This window comes from Kitasatospora sp. NPDC093679 (assembly GCF_040683455.1).
Taxonomy (GTDB): Bacteria; Actinomycetota; Actinomycetes; order Streptomycetales; family Streptomycetaceae; genus Kitasatospora; species Kitasatospora arboriphila.
On record NZ_JBFBDW010000007.1, the window covers coordinates 187,262 to 210,349 of the forward strand.

Consider the following 23,088-nt stretch of genomic DNA (forward strand, 5'->3'; position numbering starts at 1 on the left):
TGCTGAGGCTCTGCGGGGAGGCCGGCCATGAGCTACCTGCTGACCGCGACCTGTGCCGTGCCCGCCGCGGGCGCGGTGGTCACCGCCGCGCTGCCGGCGGGCAACAGCGAGGCCCGCCGGCGCACCACCAAGGCCGTGGCCCTGGCCGTCTCGGCGGCCACCCTCGCGCTGACCGCCGTCGTCGCCGCCCGGTTCGAACCGGGCGGCCCCCGCTACCAGCTGACCGAGTCCCACAGCTGGATCCGCTCCTTCGGCATCTCCTTCTCGCTCGGCGTGGACGGCATCGGCGCCGTCCTCGTCCTGCTCACCGCCGTCCTGGTGCCGCTGGTGATGCTCGCCTCCTGGCACGACCCCGACCCGGCCCCCGCCCCCGAGGGCAGCTTCGAGGCCAAGCGCCGCACCCAGGGCTTCTTCGCCCTGATCCTGGCGGTCGAGGCGATGGTGCTGGTGTCCTTCCTGGCCACCGACGTCTTCGTCTTCTACGTCTTCTTCGAAGCCATGCTGATCCCGATGTACTTCCTGATCGGCGGCTTCGGCGACCGGGCCGGCGGGCCCGACGCCGGGAAGCAGCGCTCCTACGCCGCGGTGAAGTTCCTGCTGTACAACCTGCTCGGCGGCCTGGTCATGCTGGCCGCGGTGATCGGGCTGTACGTCGTCGCCGCCGACCAGGACCTCGCCACCTTCGACCTGCCGACGCTCACGGGCGCGATCGCCGACGGCAAGCTGGCCATCGACCCGACCGCGGAGAAGGCGCTCTTCCTCGGCTTCTTCTTCGCCTTCGCGGTGAAGGCGCCGCTCTGGCCGCTGCACACCTGGCTGCCGAACGCGATGGGCGAGTCCACCGCCGGAACGGCCGTCCTGATCACCGCGGTCGTCGACAAGGTCGGCACCTTCGCGATGCTGCGGTACTGCCTCGGCCTCTTCCCCGACGCCTCCAAGACCTTCGCCCCGGCGATCCTCGTGCTCTCGCTGATCGGCATCGTCTACGGCGCCCTGGTGGCCGTCGGCCAGAAGGACATCAAGCGGCTGGTGGCCTACGCCTCCATCTCGCACTTCGGCTTCATCATCATGGGCATCTTCGCGCTGACCAGCCAGGGCCAGACCGGAGCCACCCTCTACATGGTCAACCACGGCATCTCCACCGCCGCGTGGATGCTCGTCGCCGGCTTCCTGATCTCCCGCCGCGGCTCGCGCCTGATCGCCGACTACGGCGGCGTGCAGAAGGTCGCCCCGGTGCTCGCCGGCACCTTCCTGATCGGCGGACTCGCCACCCTGTCGCTGCCCGGCATGGCGCCGTTCGTCAGCGAGTTCCTGGTGCTGGTCGGCACGTTCAGCCGGTACCCGGCCATCGGCATCGCCGCCACCTTCGGCATCGTGCTGGCCGCGCTGTACGCCCTGCTGCTGTACCAGCGCACCATGACCGGCCCGGTGAAGCCCCGGATGGAGGGCATGCCGGACCTCAAGGTCCGCGAACTCGCCGTCGTGGCACCGCTGGTGGCGCTCACCCTGCTGCTCGGCGTGTACCCCAAGCCGCTCACCGACATGGTGAACCCGGCCGTGGACGCCACGCTCTCCCAGGTCCACCAGACCGACCCGGCACCGGCCCACCCGGTCGCCGCCACCACCGGAGGTGAGCACGAATGAGCCCCACCCTGTGGCTCGCCGCCGCGGGCGGCAACAGCGCGAGCATCCCCGCCCCGCACATCGAGTACGGCCAGCTCTCCCCGATGCTGATCGTCTTCGCCGCCGCGGTCGTGGGCATCCTCGCCGAGGCCTTCGTGCCCCGCCGGGCCCGCTACGGCGTCCAGATCGGCGTCTCGCTGCTCGGCCTCGTCGGCGCCTTCGCCGCGGTGGTCGTGCTGGCCGCCCAGGGCCACGCGACCACGCAGGCCGGCCTGCTCGCGATGGGCTCCGTCGCGATCGACGGCCCGGCGCTCTTCCTGCAGGGCGTCATCCTGCTGACCGCGGTGATGGCCGTCCTCACCTACGCCGAGCGCCGGCTGGAGCCGCGCCTCAATGGGCACGGCGTCGACTCCTTCACCGCCCAGGGCGGCGCCGTCCCCGGCGGCGACCAGGAGCGCGAGGCCACCCGGGCCGGCTTCACCACCACCGAGGTCTTCCCGCTCACCCTCTTCGCCGTCGGCGGCATGCTGCTCTTCCCCGCCGCCAACGACCTGCTGACCATGTTCGTGGCGCTGGAGGTGCTCTCCCTCCCGCTCTACCTGCTGTGCGGTCTCGCCCGGCGGCGCCGGCTGCTCTCCCAGGAGGCGGCGCTCAAGTACTTCCTGCTCGGTGCCTTCGCCTCGGCGTTCTTCCTCTTCGGCACCGCCCTGCTGTACGGCTACGCGGGCAGCGTCCAGCTCGGCGACATCGCCGACGTGGTCTCCGGGGTCGCCCCGGTCACCCCGGCGCTCACCGTCACCACCCAGAACGACGCGCTGCTGCTGATCGGCCTGGCCATGCTGGCCGTCGGCCTGCTGTTCAAGGTCGGCGCCGTGCCGTTCCACGCCTGGACCCCGGACGTCTACCAGGGCGCCCCGACCCCGGTCACCGGCTTCATGGCCGCGGCCACCAAGACCGCCGCCTTCGGTGCGTTCCTGCGCCTCTTCTACGTGGCCTTCCCCGGCCTGAAGTGGGACTGGCGGCCGGTCATGTGGGGCGTCGCGATCCTCACCATGGTGGCGGGCGCGATCCTGGCGGTCACCCAGCAGGACGTGAAGCGGCTGCTCGCCTACTCCTCGATCGCCCACGCCGGCTTCATCCTCACCGGCGTGATCGCCACCAACCGGCAGGGCCTGAGCGCCGTCCTCTTCTACCTGCTGGCCTACTCCTTCGTGACGCTCGGCGCCTTCGCCGTGGTCACCCTGGTGCGGGACTCCAAGGGCGAGGCCACCCACCTGTCCAGCTGGGCCGGCCTCGGCCGGCGCTCCCCGCTGGTCGCGGCGGTCTTCGCACTGTTCCTGCTGGCCTTCGCCGGCATCCCGCTGACCAGCGGCTTCACCGGCAAGTTCGCGGTCTTCCAGGCCGCGGCGGCCGGCGGCGCCACCCCGCTGGTGATCGTCGGCGTGCTCAGCTCGGCCGTCGCGGCGTTCTTCTACATCCGCGTCATCGTGCTGATGTTCTTCTCCGACCCGCAGCCGCAGGGCCCCTCGGTGGCCGTGCCCAGCCCGCTCACCGCCACCGCCATCGGCGTCGGCGTGCTGGTCACCCTCGGCCTCGGCCTGCTGCCGCAGTACTTCCTCGACCTGGCGTCGAAGGCCTCGCTCTTCGTCCGCTAGGCCGCCCGGCCCCTCCGCCCGGCAACCGACGCCCGGCCCCCGCCGCTCGGCGGGGGCCGGGCGCGTCCGTGCCCGCCCGCGTTCGTCCGGGCGCCCGGACGGACTTCCGGACGGCCCTTCCCAGCACCCCGACGCGCTGCTTGGGGACATGCCCGTGCTGTGATCCACTCGTGACCGGATACGCTGCCTAGTGCGTGCAGCAGTACGCGCAGAGGCGGCGACCAGGGGGACCAGGCCGCTGGGAACGACCAGGGACAGGAGTGGTCTTCGTGACCGTCGTGGGGCCCTTCGGGCTGAGCGTGCAGGACCGCGATCTGACCCGTGACGTCCAGACCGGGATGGACGCGGTCGAGACCGCGCTCGCCGAGGCGGTGAAGAGCGAGGTTCCGTTCATCACCGTCACCGCCAGCCACCTCATCGAGGCCGGCGGCAAGCGCTTCCGCCCGCTGCTGGTCATGCTCGCCGCCCAGTTCGGCGACCCGTACGCGCCCGGCGTGGTGCCGGCCGCGGTCGTCGTCGAGCTCACCCACCTCGCCACGCTGTACCACGACGACGTCATGGACGAGGCCCCCGTCCGCCGCGGCGCCCCCAGCGCCAACTCCCGCTGGGACAACTCGGTCGCCATCCTCACCGGCGACTTCCTCTTCTCCCGGGCCTCCCAGGTCCTCGCCGACCTCGGCCCGGAGGCCGTCCGGATCCAGGCCGACGCCTTCGAGCGCCTCGTCACCGGCCAGATCCTGGAGACCGCCGGCCCCCGTCCGGCCGACGACCCGCTGCAGCACTACCTGGACGTCATCGCCGGCAAGACCGGCTCGCTGGTCGCCGTCTCCTGCCGCTTCGGCGCCCTGATGTCCGGCGCCGAGCCGTGGATGGTCGACATCCTCACCCAGTACGGCGAGCGCATGGGCACCGCCTTCCAGCTCGCCGACGACGTGCTCGACATCGCCAGCGACAGCCACGAGTCCGGCAAGACCCCGGGCACCGACCTGCGCGAGGGCGTCCCCACCCTGCCGGTGCTGCTGCTGAAGCAGACCCCGGTGGACGAGGACGACCCCGCCGACCTGCGGCTGCGCGAGCTCCTGGACCGCGACCTTGCCGAGGACGACGAGCTGCACGGCGAGGCGCTGCGCCTGCTGCGCCGCCACCCCGCCCTGGAGCGCGCCCGCCGGGAGACCCTGCGGTACGCCGAGGAGGCCCGCGCGCTGCTCGACCCGCTGCCGGAGTGCCCGGCCAAGGCCGCCCTGCAGGGGCTCTGCGACGCGGTCGCGATCCGTACCATGTGAGTTTCGGGTGGGAGGGCCGGTCACGGGGGCGGCCCACCGTGTCGAAGGGGGCTCGTCACCAATGCTGCGCGTCGTGATCGCCGAGGATTCCGTCCTGCTGCGGGAGGGCCTCACCAGGCTGCTCACCGACCGGGGGCTGGAGGTGGTCGCCGGCGTCGGCGACGGCGAGGCGCTGCTGAAGACCGTCCACGACCTCGCGCAGGCCGAGGCCCTGCCGGACGTGGTCGTGGCCGACGTGCGGATGCCCCCCACCCATACCGACGAGGGCGTGCGCGCCTGCGTCACCCTGCGCGGGCTGTACCCGGGGCTGGGTGTGCTGGTGCTGTCCCAGTACGTCGAGGAGCAGTACGCCGGCGAGCTGCTGGCCGGTTCCACCCGCGGTGTGGGCTACCTGCTGAAGGACCGGGTCGCGGAGGTCCGTGAGTTCGTGGACGCGGTCGTCCGGGTGGCCGGCGGCGGCACCGCGCTCGACCCGGAGGTCGTCCAGCAGCTGCTCATCCGCAGCCGCCGCGGGGACGTCCTGGAGGGCCTCACGCCGCGCGAGCGCGAGGTGCTCGGGCTGATGGCCGAGGGCCGCACCAACGCGGCGATCGCCCGGAAGCTGGTGGTCTCCGACGGCGCCGTGGAGAAGCACGTCAGCAACATCTTCCTCAAGCTCGGCCTCGGCCAGAGCCCCGAGGACCACCGCCGGGTGCTCGCGGTGCTCACCTACCTGAACTCCTGACCGCACCCGTCCGCTCCCGGTTGCCCGTCGATCGAAGATGGCGCATCGAGCGACTCCACGTGCCCGAGTTCCGGTCCGGTGATCCCGGTCCGCCTTAGGATGCGAGTGGTGCACCAGGCGGACGGGGCACACGGCTCACGCCCGCGGCTGGCGCCCACGAGGAGGTCCGCGGCAGTGACCAGTCAGGTCGATCAGTCAGAGGCAGTGGACGGCTCGGACGGGGGCGAGGGCCGGGCCGGCTCGGCGCCTCCCTCGGCCAGGCAGGGGCGTCCCGTCAAGCCCACCCAGCGGCTCGACCGGGTGATCATCCGGTTCGCCGGGGACTCCGGCGACGGCATGCAGCTCACCGGTGACCGCTTCACCTCGGAGACGGCGTCCTTCGGCAACGACCTCTCCACCCTGCCGAACTTCCCGGCCGAGATCCGGGCACCCGCCGGCACCCTGCCGGGCGTCTCCAGCTTCCAACTGCACTTCGCCGACCACGACATCCTGACCCCCGGCGACGCCCCCAACGTGCTGGTGGCGATGAACCCGGCCGCGCTCAAGGCCAACCTGCCCGACGTGCCGCACGGCGCCGAGATCATCGTCAACACCGACGAGTTCACCAAGCGCGCCCTGGCGAAGGTCGGCTACGCCGCCGACCCGCTCGCCGACGGCTCGCTGGACGCCTTCCGGCTGCACAAGGTGCCGCTGACCACCCTGACGCTGGAGGCGCTCAAGGAGAGCGGCCTGGCCCGCAAGGACGCCGAACGCGCCAAGAACATGTTCGCGCTCGGCCTGCTCTCCTGGATGTACCACCGCCCGACCAAGGGCACCGAGACCTTCCTGCGGCAGAAGTTCGCCAAGAAACCGGACATCGCCGAGGCCAACATCCTGGCCTTCCGCGCCGGCTGGAACTTCGGCGAGACCACCGAGGACTTCGCGGTCTCCTACGAGATCGCCCCGGCCGCACTGCCCTCGGGCACCTACCGCAACATCTCCGGCAACCTGGCGCTCTCCTACGGCCTGATCGCCGCCTCGACACGCTCCGGCCTGCCGCTGTTCCTCGGGTCCTACCCGATCACCCCGGCCTCGGACATCCTGCACGAGCTGTCCAAGCACAAGAACTTCGGCGTGCGGACCTTCCAGGCCGAGGACGAGATCGCCGGCATCGGCGCCGCCCTCGGCGCGGCCTTCGGCGGCGCGCTCGGCGTCACCACCACCTCCGGCCCCGGCGTCGCCCTCAAGTCGGAGACCATCGGCCTGGCCGTCTCCCTCGAACTGCCGCTGCTGGTCGTGGACATCCAGCGCGGCGGCCCGTCCACCGGCCTGCCCACCAAGACCGAGCAGGCCGACCTGCTGCAGGCGATGTTCGGCCGCAACGGCGAGGCACCCGTGCCCGTCGTCGCCCCCGCCACCCCCGCCGAGTGCTTCACCGCCGCCCTGGAGGCGGCCCGGATCGCGCTGACCTACCGCACCCCGGTCTTCCTGCTCTCCGACGGCTACCTCGCCAACGGCTCCGAACCCTGGCGCATCCCCGCCGTCGACGAACTGCCCGACCTCGCCGTCGACTTCGCCACCGAGCCGAACCACGAACTGCCCGACGGCAGCCGCGCCTTCTGGCCCTACAAGCGCGACCCGCGCACCCTGGCCCGCCCCTGGGCGGTGCCCGGCACCCCCGGCCTGGAGCACCGGATCGGCGGCATCGAGAAGCAGGACGGCACCGGCAACATCTCCTACGACCCGGCCAACCACGACTTCATGGTCCGCACCCGGCAGGCCAAGATCGACGGCATCGAGGTCCCGCCGCTGGACGTCGACGACCCGCACGGCGACGCCCGGGTCCTGGTCCTCGGCTGGGGCTCCACCTACGGGCCGATCACCGCCGCCGTGCGCCGGGTCCGCGCCGACGGCGGCCGCATCGCCCAGGCCCACCTGCGCCACCTCAACCCCTTCCCGGCCAACCTGGGCCAGGTGCTGCGCGGCTACGACAAGGTCATCGTCCCCGAGATGAACCTCGGCCAGCTCGCGCTGCTGCTGCGCGCCAAGTACCTCGTGGACGCCCAGTCCTACAACCAGGTCCGCGGACTTCCTTTCAAGGCCGCCCAGTTGGCCGATGTGCTGCACGCGGCGATCGGCACCCTCGACGCGGAGGACCAGCGATGACCGAATTCCGATCGCTCTCCCTGGTGCCCAAGGCCGACGGCCCGCAGAGCGCCAAGGACTTCAAGACCGACCAGGAAGTCCGCTGGTGCCCCGGCTGCGGCGACTACGCGATCCTCGCCGCCGTCCAGTCCTTCATGCCCGAACTCGGCGTCCGCCGCGAGAACACCGTCTTCGTCTCCGGCATCGGCTGCTCCTCGCGCTTCCCGTACTACATGAACACCTACGGGATGCACTCCATCCACGGCAGAGCGCCGGCGATCGCCACCGGCCTCGCCACCTCCCGGCGCGACCTCAGCGTCTGGGTGGTCACCGGCGACGGCGACGCGCTCTCCATCGGCGGCAACCACCTGATCCACGCCCTGCGGCGCAACGTCAACCTGAAGATCCTGCTGTTCAACAACCGGATCTACGGCCTCACCAAGGGCCAGTACTCGCCCACCAGCGAGGTCGGGAAGATCACCAAGTCCACGCCGATGGGCTCCCTGGACGCGCCGTTCAACCCGCTCTCGCTGGCGATCGGCGCCGAGGCCACCTTCGTCGCCCGCACCATCGACTCCGACCGCCAGCACCTGCAGTCCGTGCTGCGCGCCGCCGCCGAGCACCAGGGCACCGCCCTCGTGGAGATCTACCAGAACTGCAACATCTTCAACGACGGCGCCTTCGAGGTCCTCAAGGAGCCCGGCACCCGCGACGAGGCGCTGATCCGCCTCGAACACGGCCGGCCGATCCGCTTCGGCACCGACCAGGGCGTCTTCCGCGGCCCCGGCGGCGAACTCGCCGTCCGCACCGTCACCCCCCAGAACGAGGCCGAGGTGCTCGTCCACGACGCGCACACCCCCGGCCCCGCCACCGCCTTCGCCCTCACCCGGCTCGCCGACGCCGACACCCTGCACCACACCCCGATCGGGGTGCTGCGCTCCGTCGAGCGGCCGGTCTACGACGACCTGATGGCCGAACAGCTGGAGCGGGCCGCCGCCGACCGCGGCCCCGGCGACCTGGGCGCCCTGCTCACCGGCAACGACACCTGGACGGTGGTCTGACCGCACGTCGGCGCGGGCCCCGGGGGTGCACCCCCGGGGCCCGCGGTGCGCCCGTCCGGCCTCAGGCCCGGCCGCCCGCGGAGGCCATGCCGAGCCAGCTGTGCGGGTTGCCCTCCCAGCACCAGCCGAGCTTGGGGGCGCCCTTGCTGATCCACAGCGCGGGCACCCGGCGGTCGCCGCAGCGCGAGGCGCCGAGCGAGAAGCACTTGTTGGTGGCGAGCAGCTCCGGATACTGGACGACCAGGGCGAGGCCCTCCTCGATCGTCAGCGGGGTGCGGCCGCGGTCGGCGACCACGGCCATCGCCTCCCGCGGAACGGCGCCGCAGAACTCCTCGCCGCGGTCGACGTCCAGCAGCAGGTAGGCCCGGCCGTTCGGCAGCGCCACGGTCGGGGTGAAGCGGGCGAGGTCGCCCTCGGGGTAGTGCCGGTCCACGACCCCCGGGCGCGTGCGGCCGGCGAGCGTGGTCAGCGGTACCACCTCCTCGATCGGCACCACCTCCCCGGTCACCACCAGGACGAACGGCACCCGGCCGCCCTCCGGCGGTGCGCCGGGGCCGGCGGCCGCGCGCAGCGGCTCCAGCAGGGCGGTGAAGCCCTCCTCCGGCAGTCCGGCCAGGGCCGGGTAGCCCAGGGCGGTCAGCCGCCGCACCTGTCGGTCGAACTCTCCGTCGACCCTGCCGTCGAACTCTCCGTCGAACTCTCCGTCGAACGCAGTCATGCGCCTCCCATTCTCCGTACGGCGTACACTATACATAGTACGGAGAAAAGCGGTGGGAGAATTCCGGCCATGTCGAGCGACCGCAGCAGTGCAGGAGATCCGGCGCGCACCCTCGCGCTGCTCTGGGGCGGGGGTGAGGAGCGGCCCGGCCGCCGCGGCCCCCGGCAGGCCAGGACGGTGCCCGAGATCGCCGCCGCCGCGATCGCCCTCGCCGACGCCGAGGGCGTCGCCGCCGTCACCATGCGCGCCGTCGCCCAGCGGCTCGGCCTCTCCCCGATGGCGCTCTACACCTACGTGCCGGGCAAGGCCGAACTCCTCGACCTCATGCTCGACACCGTCTACGCCGCCATGCCCCGCCGCACCCCCGCCGACGGCGGCTGGCGGGCCCGGACGGCCGCCGTCGCCGACGACAACGCCGCCCTGTTCGCCGCCCACCCCTGGGTCGCGGAGGTCGCCACCGGCCGCCCCCCGCTCGGCCCCGGCCTGATGGCCAAGTACGAGTACGAGCTGTGCGCCCTCGAAGGGCTCGGCCTCGGCGACGTCGAGACGGACGCCGCCCTCTCCTTCGTGCTCGGCTTCGTGCACAGCTGTGCCCGGGCCGCCGCCGACGAGCGGGCCGCCGAGCAGGAGAGCGCGATGAGCGACGAGCAGTGGTGGGCCGGCAACGCCGACCTGCTCGCCAAGGTCTTCGACCCCGGGCGCTTCCCGACCGCCGCCCGGATCGGCACCGCGGCCGGCGAGGCCCACGGCGCCGCCTCCAGCGCGGCCCACGCCTACGCCTTCGGCCTGCCACGGGTGCTCGACGGGCTGGCCGCGCTCGACCCCGCGGGCCGCCGCGGGGGAGGCCCCGGCCCGGAACCGGGTGCGTAAGGCAACTGTCATGACCAAAGTGTGGATACGGGCGTGACATCTTCCGCTTCCGCCGCTACCGTCGACCCGGTACTTGCGCGCGTGAGGGACGGAGCGGCATGAAGGACGAGCACGACACCGGCCGCGGATTCTGGTACGGCGCCGCCGCCTACGGCATGTGGGGTCTCTTCCCGCTCTTCTGGCCCCTGCTGGAGCCCGCCGGAGCCGTCGACATCCTCGCCAACCGGATGGTCTGGTCGCTCGCCGCCGTGCTCCTGATGCTGCTCGTCCAGCGCCGCTGGGCGTGGATCCGCCCGCTGCTCGCCCAGCCCCGCCGCCTCGCCATGGTCGGCCTGGCCGCCGCGGTGGTCTCCGTCAACTGGGGCGTCTACATCTGGGGCGTCAACTCCGGCCACGTCGTCGAGACCAGCCTCGGCTACTTCATCAACCCGCTCGTCACCATCGCCTTCGGCGTCCTGCTGCTGCGCGAACGGCTGCGCCGCGCCCAGTGGGCCGCCGTCGGGATCGGCGTCCTCGCCGTCGTCGTCCTCGCCGTCGGCTACGGCCGGCCCCCGTGGATCGCCCTCACCCTCGCCCTCAGCTTCGCCACCTACGGCCTGCTGAAGAAGAAGGTCGCCCTCGGCGGTATGGAGGGCTTCGCGCTCGAGAGCGCCGCGATGTTCCCCTTCGCCCTCGGCTTCCTGATCTGGCTGCAGGTGCGCGGTGAGGGCAGCTTCGGCCACGCCGTCGACGGCAGCTCCGCCTGGGCGCACTCCGGGCTGCTCATGATCAGCGGCCTCATCACCGCCGTCCCGCTGCTGTGCTTCGGCGCCGCCGCCGTCCGCGTCCCGCTCACCACCCTCGGCCTGCTGCAGTACCTCGCACCGGTCTTCCAGTTCCTCATCGGGATCGCCGTCTTCCACGAGTCGATGCCGCCCGCCCGCTGGGCCGGCTTCGCCCTCGTCTGGGCCGCCCTCGCCGTCCTCACCTTCGACGCGCTGCGCCGGATCCGGGCCGACCGGGCCGCCCTCGCCGCAGCGGCCGCGGCAGCCGCCGCACTGCCCGCGGACGGCGTCCCCGAGGCCCCCGGAACCACCCCCGGAACGGCCTCGGCCGTCACCCGCTGAGACCGCCCGAACGCTCTCCGCGCAGGGGTCGTTCGCACCGGGAATCCCGCTGTGAAGAAGTCCCCGCCGGATCTCCTCAACCCAGGTCTCGGACTGCTAACGTCCGGGGTGCCACCGCCGCCGGCCGACGGAAACCCCGTTCTGTGCGGGCGCCCGCACGGCCACAGGAGGGTTGTGATGGTCCACCTCACGGGTCAACTCACAGGGCAGCTCGCCCGGCCGTTCCGCCGTGTCGCCACGGGTCCAGGACGCGCCGCCCAGACGCTGCGCGACGCCGCCGACGACCTCCTCGCCCGCGGCGCGGCCCTGCGCCTGCCCGCCGTCCGACGGGAGCTCGACGCCGCCGAGAGCGGCGACCTGCTGGTCACCGGCACCCCCAGCGGCGGCACCGTCCGCATCGAGTGGCAGCGCCACGGCCGCCCCGCGATAACCCTCGACGGCCCGTACCGGCTCGACCGGGTCGACCTCAAGGGCTCCCACCGCGCCCGGCTGTACGGCCTGACCGCCGGCGTCCGCCTGGTCTGCCCCGAGTGGTCGCCGCTCTTCCTGATCGCCCCCGCCCAGCTGCCGGTGCTGGCCTGCGCGGCCGCCGCCTCCCGGATGGTCCCCGTCCGCTGACGGGCCGTCGGCCCCGATCCGGCCGGGCCGGCCGGATCAGACCGTGACGTCCCGCCCGGTGAAGCGCGCCCACGCCGCCGAGCCGAACACCGCCACGTAGACCGCCTGCAGCCCCAGGTTCTCCAGCACGCCGTCCCAGTACATGCGCTCGCGCAGCAGGTCCGAGAAGCTCAGCCACCGGTGGGTGAACAGGAACGGCTGCACCGCGTGCAACTGCGGGAAGCCGTCCAGGATCTGCACCGTGATGACCAGCACCACCGTGGTCGCCATCGCGGCGATGCCACTGCCCGTCAGCGTCGACACGAACAGGCCGACCGCCACCAGCCCGGCCAGCGACAGCGCGACCACCCCGGCCACCAGCACCGCCCGCAGCAGCGCCTCGCCGACCCCGATCGCGTCCCCCGACAGCAGCGTCACCTCACCCAGCGGGAACAGCGCCGCCCCGGTGGCCAGCGCCGACAGGGCCACCACCCCGGTGGCCGCCAGGCAGAACACCAGCGCCGCGGTGAACTTCGCCGCCAGCAGCCGCGTCCGCCCGGCCGGCGCGACCAGCAGGTAGCGCAGCGTCCCGGTGGCCGCCTCGCCGGCGATCGCGTCCCCCGCCACCACGCCCACCGTCATCGGCAGGAAGACGGGCAAAGTGACGGCCAAGGCCGTAAAGACCAGGAAAAGCCCGTTCTGGGTCACCTGGGCGACGAACGCCGGCCCCTCGCCGCGGCTGCCGCCGGTGTGCACCCGCACCACGACGCCGATCAGCACCGGCAGCGTCGCCAGGACGCCCAGCATCGCGATCGTCCGCGCCCGGCGGAAGGTCATCGCCAGCTCACTGGTGAACAGCGCCGCGTACCCCGCCGCTCCCGCCCGGGGCCGGCCCGCCGCCACCGCGGCACCCTGCGGCACCGTCTCAGCCCGCGACATCGAAACCCTCCCCGGTCAGCGCCACGAAGGCGTCCTCCAGCGTGCCCCGCTCCACCGCGAAGCCGCGCACCCGCACCCCTGCACCGACGAGGGCCGCGCACACCGCCGGCAGCGCGTCCTCGCCCTCCGGCGGGAGACCGTCCACCGACCCGTCGGCCGGCCGCAGGTCCGTCACCCCGTGCTCCTTCAGCACCCGGACGGCCTCCTCGACGTCGGCCGTCCGCACGACCAGGCGGCCCTGCGCCCGGGCGGCCAGCTCGGCCACCGTGCCCTGCACCACCAGCCGGCCGCGCGACATCACCGCGGCGTGCGTGCAGACCTGCTCGATCTCGTCCAGCAGGTGCGAGGAGAGGAACACCGTCGTGCCGTCCGCCGCCAGCTCCCGCACCAGTGCGCGGATCTCCCGCATGCCCTGCGGGTCCAGGCCGTTGGTCGGCTCGTCCAGCACCAGCAGCTCCCGCGGCCGCAGCAGCGCCGCCGCCAGCCCGAGCCGCTGCTTCATCCCCAGCGAGTAGCCGCGCGCCTTGCGGCCCGCCGCGGCCGACAGCCCGACCCGCTCCAGCGCGGAGGCCACCCGCTGCTCCCTCGTCCGCGGATCGGCGGTCGGATCGGCCGCGTCGAAGCGCACCAGGTTGGCCCGCCCGGACAGGAACCCGTACAGCGCCGGGCCCTCGATCAGCGCCCCCACCCGGGGCAGCACCGCGCCGACCGACTGCGGCATCGGCGCCCCCAGCACCGACGCCGACCCCGCCGACGGCGCGATCAGGCCCATCAGCATCCGGATCGTCGTCGTCTTGCCGGAGCCGTTCGGGCCGAGGAAGCCGAACACGCTGCCGCGCGGCACCACCAGGTCCAGCCCGTCCACCGCCGTCCGGTCGCCGAAGCGCTTGGTCAGGCCGCGGGTGCGGATCACGTCCCCGGACGCGCCGGCGGGGGCCGGGCCCGCGAAGGCCCGACCCCCCGACCGCTCCGCCGGGCCCGACCGCTCCGCAGAAGGGGCGCCGGCCACGGCTACTTCACCCCGGCCGCGTGCTGCAGCACCGGCAGCGTCACCGCGCCGGCGAACACCCGGCCGTCGTCCGTCACCAGGACGTTCACCACCTTGGTGCCGATCAGCGTGCCGCCGCCGACCGGCTTGCCGAACGCCTTCACCAGGGACAGCGCGCCCTGCGGCCCGCCCTTGGCGCCGTGGCCGCCCTGCCCGGACACCTCGTCGAGCGGCAGCCGGGTCGACACCACGGTCGTCCAGCCCTCGCCCGTCACCTGCACGTCCGGCGCGCCGCCGGCCGGCTTCCCGGACGGCTTGCCGAGCGACGTGCCGTCCGGCAGGCCGTGCCCGGCCGGCCCGTCGCCGGCCCGGTGCTCCGTCACCTTGGCGCCCTTCGGCGGGGTGAAGGCGAAGACCGAGGCGGCCGGCCGGTCGAACGACACCTTGCTGTAGTGCACGTCCAGCACCGGACCGCCGGAGGCGGCCGTCGCCTGCACCGAGAGCGGCACCCCGTGCTCCGCGTCCACCGCGATCCGCACCCGGGCGATCGTCGAGCCCTGCCCCTTCGGGGTCAGCGTCAGCCGGTACGCGTCCCGGCCGGCGACCGTCATGGTGCCGTCCACCGCGACCGTCGTGCTGCCCGAGGCGAAGGCCAGGAACCGCTTCGCCGCGTCCTGCGGGGTCACCGGAGCCACCGACGGCCGCTCGGACCGCTTCCCGGCGGCGCCCTGCGGAGCCGTCAGGTGCACGGCCTCGTTGGAGGAGCTGTCCCACGCCCAGACGTCCGTGCCGTTGTGCACCAGCTCGTAGCCGGCCAGGTCCTCCACCAGACCGATCCGCTGCCGGTCCGGGCCGTCCACCGCGACCTGCAGGGTGTGCTGGCCGGCCAGCAGCTCCGCCAGCTTCGCCTGCGGCTGCGCGCCGCCGGAACCCGAGGAACCGCCGGGCGCACCGGAGCCGCCCGCGCCCTGCGCGAACCCGCCCGCCGCGCCGAGCAGCTGGGACGGGACCCCCAGGTCGGCCTTCATCTGGACGGTGCCGGAGAGCGCCTCGGTGTCCGAACCCAGCGCCTTCGCCACCAGCTGCTCCGCCGTCACCGACGGCAGGTTCGGGCCGGAGTCGCTGGCCAGCGCCGGCACCAGGCCGACACCGGCGGCCACCGCCGCCACCACCGCGACCGGAACGGCCACCCGCACCAGCGTCCTGCGGCCGGACCGGTTCGGCGCCCCCTGCTCCTGCTCCGCCATCTCGTTCAACCCCTCCGAGTCGTCGCTTGCTTGCCCTTCCATTAGAGGCGCTGCGGGACGTCCGGGCATCGCCCCGCAGGGCTGGATCCGGGTACGCCCGTCGTCGCACCCGACCCTGAGGCGGTCTCAGGGTCGGACCGGTCCCCGGTCGTAGCCCGTCCGCGGTGGCGCGCGGCAGGGACCCTGCGCGGCCGCGGGACGGACACGGGACGGCCGGAAGCTGCGGGTGCCGGCGGCGTGGAGGTCCGCCACCCCGGCGCCTGCCCGTACGGTTCTTCGAATACAGTGCAGGCTCCCGGCCCGCCGCGGCCGCTGGCCCGCCCCGGACGAAAGGCGAAGACCCGTGATGCCCCTGTGGTCACGTGCGCAGCAGCAGGACTTCCGCAGTCGGGTCCGGGGCTGCCTGCTCGGCGGGGCGGTCGGCGACGCGCTCGGGGCCGGGGTCGAGTTCGACTCCCTGGAGAAGATCCGCTCCGCGCACGGACCGCTCGGCGTGACCGGCTACGTGCCCGCGTACGGGCGGCGCGGCGCGGTCACCGACGACACCCAGATGAGCCTGTTCACCCTGGACGGCCTGATCCGCGCGCACATCGGCCGGGACGCCGGCACCTGGCACCCGCCGACCGACGTCCACAAGGCCTACCGGCGCTGGTACGCCACCCAGCAGGACTGGGGCCCGGACGAGCGCCGGGGAGACCTCGGCTGGCTGGGCCGCCAGGAGTGGCTCTACGCCCAGCGGGCGCCCGGCCAGGCCTGCCTCACCGGGCTCTCCGGGCCCGACGCCGAGCGGCTGGGCACCGTCGAGGCGCCCCGCAACCCGCACTCCAAGGGCTGCGGCACGGTCATGCGGGCGGCGCCGTTCGGCCTGCTGACCGCCTGGGACCCGGGACTGGTCTTCCAGCTCGCGGTGGAGTGCTCCGTCCTGACGCACGGCCACCCGACCGGCTACCTGGCGGCCGGCGCCTTCGCGGTGATCGTCCACACGGTGGCCCGCGGCGGCACCCCGGAGGAGGGCGTGCACCTCGCACTGGCGCTGCTCTCCGAGCGGCCCGCGCACGAGGAGACCACCGCGGCCCTGCGGGCCGCCCTGGACGCCGTCCGGGCCGGCGAGCCCACCGCGGAGCGGGTCGAGGCGCTCGGCGAGGGCTGGGTCGCGGAGGAGGCACTGGCCATCGGCGTCTACTGCGCGCTGGTGGCGGAGGACGTGCGGTCCGGGCTGCTGCTGGCCGTCAACCACTCCGGAGACAGCGACTCCACCGGGTCGATCTGCGGGAACCTGCTGGGCGCGCTGCACGGGGAGACGGCGCTGCCCGCCGATCTGGTGGCGGAGCTGGAGGGACGCGGCACGATCCTGGAGATGGCGGACGACTTCGCGCTGGAACTGGTGCACGGGCCCGAACTGCACGGCACCGCGGGCTGGGCGGAGCGCTACCCGGTCGGGTGAGGACCGCCGGGTAGCGCGTCGCGGCACCGCCGTCAGACCTCGCCGAAGGCACCCGCCGCGACGGCCGTGGTGAAGGCGGCCCAAGCGGCGTTCGAGAACTCCAGTCGGGGGCCCTCCGGGTCCTTGGAGTCGCGTACCGCGATCGAGCGGGTGTCCGGGACGGCGATCTCCACACAGGCGCCGTTGCCGCCGCTGTGGCTGCTCTTGCGCCAGGTCAGATTGGTCGTGGACGTGGTGGTCATTGCTTGAACCCCTCTGCAATGGTGTGCATCAGTGACCGACTGTCCGCGACACTGAGCGCCGCGGCCCGCAGGTGGTCATACAGATTGGTATAGCGGCGCACGTCGGCCTCCTTCTCCAGGTAGAGATCGCTCGTCACCCCTTCGAAGTAGACAACGGTCGAATCGGCAGACTCGGGGAACTCCATCAGGGAGAATGTGCCGCTCATGCCCGGATGCGCCCCGTGGCTGAACGGGATCACCTGCAGGTTGATGTACGGCCGCTCGCTGAGCGCCAGCAGCTGGCACAGCTGGTCCGCCATGACCGCCCGGCTGCCGACCTCGCGGCGCAGCACCGCCTCGTCTATGACGACCCACAGGCTGCCGAGCCGGTCCTCGCTGTCGCCGTCTATCCGCAGCTGACGCTTCATCCGGACCTCGACCCGGCGCTGCACCGCCTGGGCGTCGTAGTCCGGGAAGGTGCCGGCGACCACGGCCGCCGCGTACTCCCGGGTCTGCAGCAGCCCCGGCACGAACGAGGACTCGTACGCCCGGATCGAGGAGGCCTCCGCCTCCAGACCGATGTAGACGCTGTACGGGATGTCGCCGAACTCGTGCCACCAGCCGCGCTGGCGGGACTCGCGGGCCATCTCCATCAGCCCGGCGCGGACCCGCTCGTCGGCAACCTCGTACACGTCGCACAGGTCCCTGACGTCACGTTGGCTGATGCTGCGCCGACCGTTCTCCAGCCGGCTGATCTTCGACTGGGAGACCATCAGGCGGCCCGCCACCTCCTCCGCGGTCATGCCCTTGAGCTCGCGCAGGCGCCGGAGTTCGGCGCCGAGCCTGCGGCGGCGCACGGTGGGATTGACGCTGGCGGACACATCGACCTCCGGCCGGACCTCTGGCACAGACGGCAGCGCTGCACCTCGGAACAGTGTGGAAATTGGTACCAACCCCCCCTGACGTGGAGAGCATGCCATCTTGTCTCTGCTCCATGCGGGCGAATCCTCCCAGCGGACTAGAACAGATCATCGGAAAAGTGTGTAATCGGGATGGCATGCCTTGCACTTGGTCGTCGCGCGCGGTAAAAGCCCGCCCCCGCGCGGTGTCCGCACTCCTACCCCGCCACGGCGCCCCGAACGCCCGGACGGCGGGTGACACGCGGAGGGGCGGCCCGTCCGGCAGGAAGACTGCCGGACGGGCCGCCCCTCACGCACTCACCTACGGCGCGGGCCGATCAACGCGCGCCCACCCGGGTGGCGACCGGGTGCCCGCCCGCGGCCGGCCTCGCCGGCGCAGGACGCCCGCCCGCCGCCGGGGCCGCACCGCGGTTCTGCTGGGCCGGCAGACCGTTCTGCACGTCCATCACCGCGTGCGCCACCATCCCGCCGAGCGGGTCGTAGCGGATCAGGTCCCGCAGCCGGGACCGCGAGGAGCGGCCCTCGTTGCCGGGATAGAGGTGCTTGCCCAGACCCACCGCGTGCGCCAGCGCGGCCAGCGCGGCCGTCCGCGGGTCCGGCGGCACGCCGGTGCGGATCGCGGTGTCCAGACGCTGCTTGATCGCGGCGTTGGTGCAGTCGTCCGACGCCTGGTAACGCGTCGTCGGCAGCACTCCGCACATCTGGCCCGGCACGGCGGTCACCATGCCGCAGCGCTCCAGGTGCGCCAGGTACGTCTGCCGAAGGCCCAACCGGGGCCCGCCGATCCAGTGCGACGCCCGGACCGCACTGCCGCGCCGTCGCAGCAGTTCCAGGGCGTGGTCGAGGGTCGGATCACCGGTCGGCCGTGCGAGAACCACGGCGATCCGGTCCCCGTCCGGGGCGATGCGTCCGGCCAGGGACAGCTCGACCAGCTGTGCCCCGGCGAGTCCGAGGTCGAGGGTCTGGGGCTGCGCAGTGGTACCCGTGGCCGGGTCCAGTGCGAGCAGCAACAGCTCCTCGGGAATTGTTCTGCGGCTCCTGCCCATCCAAGCCTCCCCGCGTGGATGACAGACAGCGTGACGCCTCTCACACAGGCTTGTCGAGTACGCCTCCGAATCGTGACCTTGGCACGGCAGGCTGGAACCGGTGCCCCGCGGCCCGGCGTCTGAGCCGGGGACGGGCCCGGACGGGCAGAAAAACGGCCGGTCGGGCGGGGTGTGCGCGACTGACGCGCCACCGGTGGCGGAGACTGTACAGACATCCCGACGGGACGAGAACCCGTAGGAAAAAATGAAGGATCGGCGCGGCCCTCGGCCCGCCGGCCGAGGCGGGCAGCCGGTCCGCCGGGCGGACGAGGAGGAGAGGGTCAGTGGGCGAGTCCCCCGACACAGAGCGGCGCGACGGGGCGGCCGAGGGTTCGGCGACGAAGGAGGGGACCGCACCGGTGCGCAGCACCGAGCCGGCGAAGGCTCCCGAGTCCGCGGACCGGACCGAGCCCGCGGCCACCGCCGAGCCGGAGGCTGCGGAGCCGGACGCCGGTGACGCCGCGGCCGACCGGCCGGAGGACGAGGACGGCGACGCAGCGTCCGAGGGCGACGAAGCGTCCGACGGGGAAGCGGTGTCCGACGGGGAAGCAGAGGACGCCGGCGCGACCGCCGACGACGCGGACGCGGACACCGACGCGGACAGTGACGCCGACTCCGACTCGGACTCCGACTCCGACTCCGACGAGGAGGTCGCCGTCGCGGCGGCCGCTGCGGGCGGCTCCACCGTCCACCTCCGCCTCCCGGCCGGGGACAAGGCCACCACCACGCTCCGGCTGCCGGTGGACAACGCCACCACCGCACTGCGTCTCCCCCCGGAGGTCCGGAAGGCCCCCGCCCCCGCCGCCGGCTCCGCCAAGGCCGCCGAGGTTGCCGGGGCCGGTGACCAGCCGCCGAGCGACGTGACCACCATGCTGAGGCTCCCCGCCGACGCGACCCGCAAGCCCGCCGAGAAGAGCGGCGCCGACAAGAACGGCGCCGACAAGAACGGCGCCGACAAGAACGGTGCGGAGAAGAGCGCCGCCGGGAAGGCGTCCGCGGCGACGCCCGCCCCGGACGCCACCACCGTGCTCCGGCTCCCCGCCGAGGCCCGCAAGGCCGCCGACGCCCCGTCGGTGCCGGCCACCGGCGAGAAGACCGCCGGCGAGAAGACCGCCGCCGCGAAGCCCGCTGCCCCGGCCGCCGACAAGGACACCGACACCGACGGCGACACCAACACCGAGGCCGGCACCGACACCAAGGCCGGCACCGACGCCGGTGCGGCCGAGGGCGAGAGCGGGAAGGAGCCCGCGAAGGGCCCGGAGGCCGCCGCCCCCGTCGACAACGCCACCCGCGCGCTGCGCCTCCCCGTCGACAACGCGACCCGCGCGCTCCGCCTGCCTCCCGAGGCCCGTACGCCCGCCGGCGCCTCTCCCGCTGCCCCGGCCGAGGACCCCGACAAGCCCTCGGGGAAGTCCACCGACCCGCGCCTCGCCATGCGGGACAGCCGCGAGGTGGCCGGTGCCGCCCTCAAGGACACCCGCAAGCCGGCCGGCAGCCCGGCCCCGGCCCCGGCCCCTGCGGCCGAGCCGGAGCCCCGCCCCGCCCCGGCACGTCCGGAGTCCCGGCCGACCCCGACCCCGCCCCCGCCGCCGCCTCCGCTGTCCGCGCCGGACCCGGCCCCCGCGCCGGCGCCCGTCCCGCTGCCGGAGAACACCATCGAGGCGATGGAGGTGCTCGCCACCCTCAGCGCCCGCCCGGCCAGCCCGCTGCGCCGCGCCGCCAAGCGGACGGCGATCTGGAGCGTCTTCCTCGCCTTCGTGCTCGGCATCCTGGTGGTCGTCCAACTGCTGCGCCCGCTCCCGGACCCGGAGACCAAGCTCGGCCTGCCCACCGGTTTCACCTTCCAGGGCGACCAGCTCGCCGTGGACTGGCCGGCCAAGGGCCAGTCCGCCGCCGCGGTGATCGGGGTCGGCACCGTCGGCACCTCCGGCGAGCAGACGCCGGTGTCCATCGCCAGCGTCACCAAGGTGATGAACGCCTACCTGATCCTCAAGGCGCACCCGCTCAAGAAGGGCGAGAGCGGCCCGAAGATCAAGGTCGACAAGGCGGCCGCCACCGAGTCCACCGACAAGGACCAGTCGCGCGCCCAGCTGACCGAGGGACAGGAGCTCAGCCAGTACCAGGCGCTGGAGCTGCTGATGCTGCCCTCGGCCAACAACGTCGCCCGGCTGTTGGCGCGGTGGGACGCCGGTTCGGAGGAGGCCTTCGTCGCCAAGATGAACGCCGAGGCCGCCAAGCTCGGCATGGGCAGCACCACCTACGCCGACCCGGCCGGATACAACGACGACACCAAGAGCACCGCGACCGACCAGCTCAAGCTGGCCGAGAAGGCCATGCAGGACGACGTCTTCCGGCAGATCGTCGCCGAGCCGGAGATGCGGTACAACAACGTGCGCATCCCGAACACCAACGACCTGGTCTTCACCGAGCGCGGCAGCGTCATCGGCGTGAAGACGGGCTCCTCCACCGCGGCGCAGTCCGCGCTGATGTGGGCCGCGGTCAAGGAGATCGGCGGCACCAAGCGGACGATCATCGGCGTCACCCTGCGGCAGCCGGCCGTCGCCGGCGTCGACCTGGCCAAGGTCGCCCAGGCGCCCAGCCTGAAGATCATCAAGTCGGTGCAGAACGGCCTCCGGGGCGAGACCCTCGCCAAGCAGGGCCAGGTCGTGGGCCGGGTCGAGGACGGCCTCGGCGGCTCGGTGCCGATCGTCGCGGCCAAGGAGCTCACCGTCGCCGGCTGGTCAGGCATCACCGCCACGCTGACCCTGGACGCCACCAAGCTCGGCCACACCGTGAAGGCAGGCACCCAGGTCGGCACCCTCTCCGCGGGCGAGGGCGAGGGCCGGATCGAGGTGCCCGTCACCCTGCAGGGCGACCTGGCCCCGCCGTCCATCCTGTCGAGGCTGACCCGCATCCTCTGACACCTGCGGACCGGACACCCGCGGACCGGAACCGAGGCCCCACCGTCCCCGCCCTCGTGGCGGGAACGGCGGGGCCTCGTCGTGTCCGGCGCCTCAACCGGGGGCCGGGCCCGCCGCGGAGCCCGGCGGGGAGCCGCCGTTCTGTTCCCCCGCGGCCCCCGGCCCGGCTCCGGCCGTTCCCGCCGTACCCGTCGTACCCGTTGTGTCGGCCCCTCCGGCCGACCCCGCGCCCGCCGGTGCTCCCGCCGTCCCGATGCCCGCCAGGGACCCCGGCGGGGCGGTCGGCTCGACGCCCAGCAGCGCCGCCACCCCCGGCTCCTGCGTCAGCACCCGGCCCAGCGCGATCGCGAACGTCACCGCGGTGAACATCACGATCAGCCAGGACAGCAGCGTGAACACCACCCCGTACGGGCCGAACCGGCTGACGCTCTGCGTCACCGCGTGCGGCAGGTACACCGCGGCCGCCGCGTTCACCCCCACCACGGCCACCCCGCACAGCAGCGCGCCCGGCAGCAGCAGCCGCCAGGCGATCCGCCCGGCGAGCAGCAGGTGCTGCGTCCACCACCAGAGCGCGGCGTCCATCACGAAGGTCAGCGGGATGCCCAACCACAGACCCGCGCCGAAGCCGTCGTGCAGCGCGTGCTGGAACACCAGCACGACCAGCCACACCAACAGCCAGGTCAGCCAGCGCCAGGCGGTGATCCGGTGCGAGGCCTTCGGCAGCTCCCAGCAGCGTTCGCACACCCGCTGCACGGCGCGGCTCAGCGCGGTCGCGGACAGCAGGGTGATGATCACGCCCACCGCGCCGAAGCTCTGCGAGACCCCGTCGTCGTGCCCGGTGTCCAGGAACTGCGCCACCTGCTGCTGCGCCGCCCCCTTCAGGCCGAGCTGCTCGCGGAGCGAGGAGACCACGCCCTCCTTGATCGAGGCCGGGGCGAACACCGCCAGTGCCATCAGCGCGGGCAGCGCACTCAGGAAGGCCTGTGCGGCCAGACGGGTGGCGCAGTCCAGCAGATTGACCCGGACGACCTGGTGCAGTGCGCGGCCGATCAGCGGCACGCGGTCGGGTACCGCCTTGAGCGACCTGGCCTTCTCGGCCGCCCTGGCCCGCATCCCCGGTTGCTGCGACGCTGCCACACCGGCTCCCTCCGCGAGCGGGCACCCTGCGTGACCCAGCCCCATGCTCGCCCCGCCGGTGGTGCCCCGCACCCGCTCCGACGGGCGGGAACCTAGTTCGCGTCCGCCTTGCTGCGCGCGCTCCCGCCCGCGCTCCCGCCCGCGTTCTTCGCTCCGCCGGAGACCGCGCCGGTGATCTTGTCGATGCGGGAGCCGATGCCCCAGGTGGTGACGCGCCAGAGGGCTTCGGCGACGATGTTGCGGCTCATCTTGGAGTTGCCGTGTTCGCGTTCGACGAAGGTGATGGGGACCTCGGCGACCTTGAAGCCGTTGCGGACGGCGCGCCAGGCGAGGTCGACCTGGAAGCAGTAGCCGGCGGAGGCGACCTCGTCCATGCCGAGGCCGAGGAGGGTCTCCTTGCGGAAGGCGCGGTAGCCGCCGGTGAC

19 protein-coding genes and 1 pseudogene are annotated in these 23,088 nt (G+C 73.4%); 11 read left to right on the forward strand and 9 right to left on the reverse strand.

Annotation, left to right across the window (positions count from 1 at the left end; all coding sequences use genetic code 11):
* Positions 1-27: 27 nt before the first annotated feature.
* The 6 genes from AB0O09_RS09100 to AB0O09_RS09125 all read left to right on the forward strand — a co-directional run bounded on the left by AB0O09_RS09100 (position 28) and on the right by AB0O09_RS09125 (position 8,470).
* Positions 28-1,644 (forward strand): NADH-quinone oxidoreductase subunit M, encoded by a 1,617-nt coding sequence (locus tag AB0O09_RS09100; RefSeq protein WP_363540878.1) that lies wholly within the window; start codon positions 28-30, stop codon positions 1,642-1,644.
* Entirely contained in the window at positions 1,641-3,278 is a 1,638-nt protein-coding gene (nuoN, locus tag AB0O09_RS09105; RefSeq protein ID WP_363540879.1) for an NADH-quinone oxidoreductase subunit NuoN, read from the forward strand. Before AB0O09_RS09100 ends, nuoN begins: the two co-directional genes overlap by 4 nt.
* A gap of 269 nt (positions 3,279-3,547) precedes the next feature.
* Entirely contained in the window at positions 3,548-4,561 is a 1,014-nt protein-coding gene (locus tag AB0O09_RS09110) for a polyprenyl synthetase family protein (RefSeq protein WP_363540880.1), read from the forward strand.
* A gap of 64 nt (positions 4,562-4,625) precedes the next feature.
* Entirely contained in the window at positions 4,626-5,285 is a 660-nt protein-coding gene (locus tag AB0O09_RS09115) for a response regulator transcription factor (RefSeq protein WP_363540903.1), read from the forward strand.
* Between the two features lie 174 nt (positions 5,286-5,459).
* Entirely contained in the window at positions 5,460-7,430 is a 1,971-nt protein-coding gene (locus AB0O09_RS09120; RefSeq protein ID WP_363540881.1) for a 2-oxoacid:acceptor oxidoreductase subunit alpha, read from the forward strand.
* Positions 7,427-8,470, forward strand: a complete 1,044-nt coding sequence (locus tag AB0O09_RS09125; protein ID WP_363540882.1) for a 2-oxoacid:ferredoxin oxidoreductase subunit beta — start codon at positions 7,427-7,429, stop codon at positions 8,468-8,470. Before AB0O09_RS09120 ends, AB0O09_RS09125 begins: the two co-directional genes overlap by 4 nt.
* A 61-nt stretch (positions 8,471-8,531) precedes the next feature.
* On the opposite strand, the gene AB0O09_RS09130 is transcribed toward AB0O09_RS09125, so the two are convergent.
* Positions 8,532-9,188 carry a DUF5701 family protein gene (locus AB0O09_RS09130; RefSeq protein WP_363540883.1) on the reverse strand — a complete coding sequence of 219 codons (657 nt, stop codon included), beginning with the start codon at positions 9,186-9,188 and terminating at the stop codon, positions 8,532-8,534.
* A 69-nt stretch (positions 9,189-9,257) separates the two neighbouring features.
* On the opposite strand from AB0O09_RS09130, the gene AB0O09_RS09135 reads away from it, so the two are divergent.
* The 3 genes from AB0O09_RS09135 (at position 9,258) to AB0O09_RS09145 (ending at position 11,782) form a co-directional block, all read left to right on the forward strand.
* On the forward strand, positions 9,258-10,058 hold the full coding sequence (locus AB0O09_RS09135; RefSeq protein WP_363540884.1) for a TetR/AcrR family transcriptional regulator: 801 nt from the start codon (positions 9,258-9,260) through the stop codon (positions 10,056-10,058).
* 98 nt (positions 10,059-10,156) lie between these two features.
* A complete protein-coding gene (rarD, locus tag AB0O09_RS09140; protein WP_363540885.1) occupies positions 10,157-11,164 on the forward strand; it encodes an EamA family transporter RarD in 1,008 nt (335 codons plus the stop codon).
* Positions 11,165-11,341: 177 nt separating this feature from the next.
* Positions 11,342-11,782: a hypothetical protein gene (locus AB0O09_RS09145; RefSeq protein ID WP_363540886.1), complete on the forward strand. Its 441-nt coding sequence runs from the start codon at positions 11,342-11,344 to the stop codon at positions 11,780-11,782.
* 36 nt (positions 11,783-11,818) lie between these two features.
* Here the strand turns inward: AB0O09_RS09145 and AB0O09_RS09150 are convergent, their stop codons facing one another.
* The 3 genes from AB0O09_RS09150 to AB0O09_RS09160 all read right to left on the reverse strand — a co-directional run bounded on the left by AB0O09_RS09150 (position 11,819) and on the right by AB0O09_RS09160 (position 14,935).
* A complete protein-coding gene (locus AB0O09_RS09150; RefSeq protein WP_363540887.1) occupies positions 11,819-12,700 on the reverse strand; it encodes an ABC transporter permease in 882 nt (293 codons plus the stop codon).
* On the reverse strand, positions 12,687-13,613 hold the full coding sequence (locus tag AB0O09_RS09155) for an ABC transporter ATP-binding protein (RefSeq protein WP_344626390.1): 927 nt from the start codon (positions 13,611-13,613) through the stop codon (positions 12,687-12,689). Before AB0O09_RS09155 ends, AB0O09_RS09150 begins: the two co-directional genes overlap by 14 nt.
* A 98-nt stretch (positions 13,614-13,711) precedes the next feature.
* Complete coding sequence (locus AB0O09_RS09160; protein WP_363540889.1) at positions 13,712-14,935, reverse strand: DUF2092 domain-containing protein; 1,224 nt, start codon at positions 14,933-14,935, stop codon at positions 13,712-13,714.
* Between the two features lie 346 nt (positions 14,936-15,281).
* Here AB0O09_RS09160 and AB0O09_RS09165 point away from each other — a divergent pair, with 346 nt between their 5' ends.
* Entirely contained in the window at positions 15,282-16,379 is a 1,098-nt protein-coding gene (locus AB0O09_RS09165) for an ADP-ribosylglycohydrolase family protein (RefSeq protein WP_363540890.1), read from the forward strand.
* A gap of 32 nt (positions 16,380-16,411) precedes the next feature.
* On the opposite strand, the gene AB0O09_RS09170 is transcribed toward AB0O09_RS09165, so the two are convergent.
* The 3 genes from AB0O09_RS09170 to AB0O09_RS09180 form a co-directional block, all read right to left on the reverse strand.
* Positions 16,412-16,621 (reverse strand): DUF397 domain-containing protein, encoded by a 210-nt coding sequence (locus tag AB0O09_RS09170; RefSeq protein WP_344626388.1) that lies wholly within the window; start codon positions 16,619-16,621, stop codon positions 16,412-16,414.
* The gene (locus tag AB0O09_RS09175) at positions 16,618-17,481 is read right to left on the reverse strand and encodes a helix-turn-helix transcriptional regulator (protein WP_344626387.1); all 864 of its coding nucleotides are present in this window, start codon (positions 17,479-17,481) and stop codon (positions 16,618-16,620) included. Before AB0O09_RS09175 ends, AB0O09_RS09170 begins: the two co-directional genes overlap by 4 nt.
* 356 nt (positions 17,482-17,837) lie before the next feature.
* Positions 17,838-18,566: a GPP34 family phosphoprotein gene (locus tag AB0O09_RS09180; protein ID WP_363540891.1), complete on the reverse strand. Its 729-nt coding sequence runs from the start codon at positions 18,564-18,566 to the stop codon at positions 17,838-17,840.
* 398 nt (positions 18,567-18,964) lie between these two features.
* Between AB0O09_RS09180 and AB0O09_RS09185 the strand changes: the two genes are divergently transcribed.
* Complete coding sequence (locus tag AB0O09_RS09185; RefSeq protein WP_363540892.1) at positions 18,965-21,526, forward strand: hypothetical protein; 2,562 nt, start codon at positions 18,965-18,967, stop codon at positions 21,524-21,526.
* Positions 21,527-21,619: 93 nt separating this feature from the next.
* Here AB0O09_RS09185 and AB0O09_RS09190 read toward each other — a convergent pair whose 3' ends face one another.
* Together AB0O09_RS09190 and AB0O09_RS09195 are read right to left on the reverse strand one after the other, a co-directional pair.
* Positions 21,620-22,663, reverse strand: coding sequence for a YhjD/YihY/BrkB family envelope integrity protein (locus AB0O09_RS09190; protein ID WP_363540893.1), 1,044 nt, complete (start codon positions 22,661-22,663; stop codon positions 21,620-21,622).
* A 92-nt stretch (positions 22,664-22,755) separates the two neighbouring features.
* Positions 22,756-23,088 (reverse strand): annotated as a pseudogene (locus AB0O09_RS09195) (dolichol-phosphate mannosyltransferase); the annotation flags it as partial.

Excerpts from the sequence above, each read along its gene's own strand:
- AB0O09_RS09135 (WP_363540884.1), top strand. The coding sequence starts at position 9,258 with ATGTCGAGCGACCGCAGCAGTGCAGGAGATCCGGCGCGCACCCTCGCG.
- AB0O09_RS09145 (WP_363540886.1), top strand. The coding sequence starts at position 11,342 with ATGGTCCACCTCACGGGTCAACTCACAGGGCAGCTCGCCCGGCCGTTC.
- AB0O09_RS09180 (WP_363540891.1), bottom strand. The coding sequence starts at position 18,566 with ATGGGCAGGAGCCGCAGAACAATTCCCGAGGAGCTGTTGCTGCTCGCA.
- AB0O09_RS09130 (WP_363540883.1), bottom strand. The coding sequence starts at position 9,188 with ATGACTGCGTTCGACGGAGAGTTCGACGGAGAGTTCGACGGCAGGGTC.
- AB0O09_RS09160 (WP_363540889.1), bottom strand. The coding sequence starts at position 14,935 with ATGGCGGAGCAGGAGCAGGGGGCGCCGAACCGGTCCGGCCGCAGGACG.
- AB0O09_RS09100 (WP_363540878.1), top strand. The coding sequence starts at position 28 with ATGAGCTACCTGCTGACCGCGACCTGTGCCGTGCCCGCCGCGGGCGCG.
- rarD (WP_363540885.1), top strand. The coding sequence starts at position 10,157 with ATGAAGGACGAGCACGACACCGGCCGCGGATTCTGGTACGGCGCCGCC.
- AB0O09_RS09170 (WP_344626388.1), bottom strand. The coding sequence starts at position 16,621 with ATGACCACCACGTCCACGACCAATCTGACCTGGCGCAAGAGCAGCCAC.
- AB0O09_RS09150 (WP_363540887.1), bottom strand. The coding sequence starts at position 12,700 with ATGTCGCGGGCTGAGACGGTGCCGCAGGGTGCCGCGGTGGCGGCGGGC.
- AB0O09_RS09165 (WP_363540890.1), top strand. The coding sequence starts at position 15,282 with ATGCCCCTGTGGTCACGTGCGCAGCAGCAGGACTTCCGCAGTCGGGTC.
- AB0O09_RS09125 (WP_363540882.1), top strand. The coding sequence starts at position 7,427 with ATGACCGAATTCCGATCGCTCTCCCTGGTGCCCAAGGCCGACGGCCCG.
- nuoN (WP_363540879.1), top strand. The coding sequence starts at position 1,641 with ATGAGCCCCACCCTGTGGCTCGCCGCCGCGGGCGGCAACAGCGCGAGC.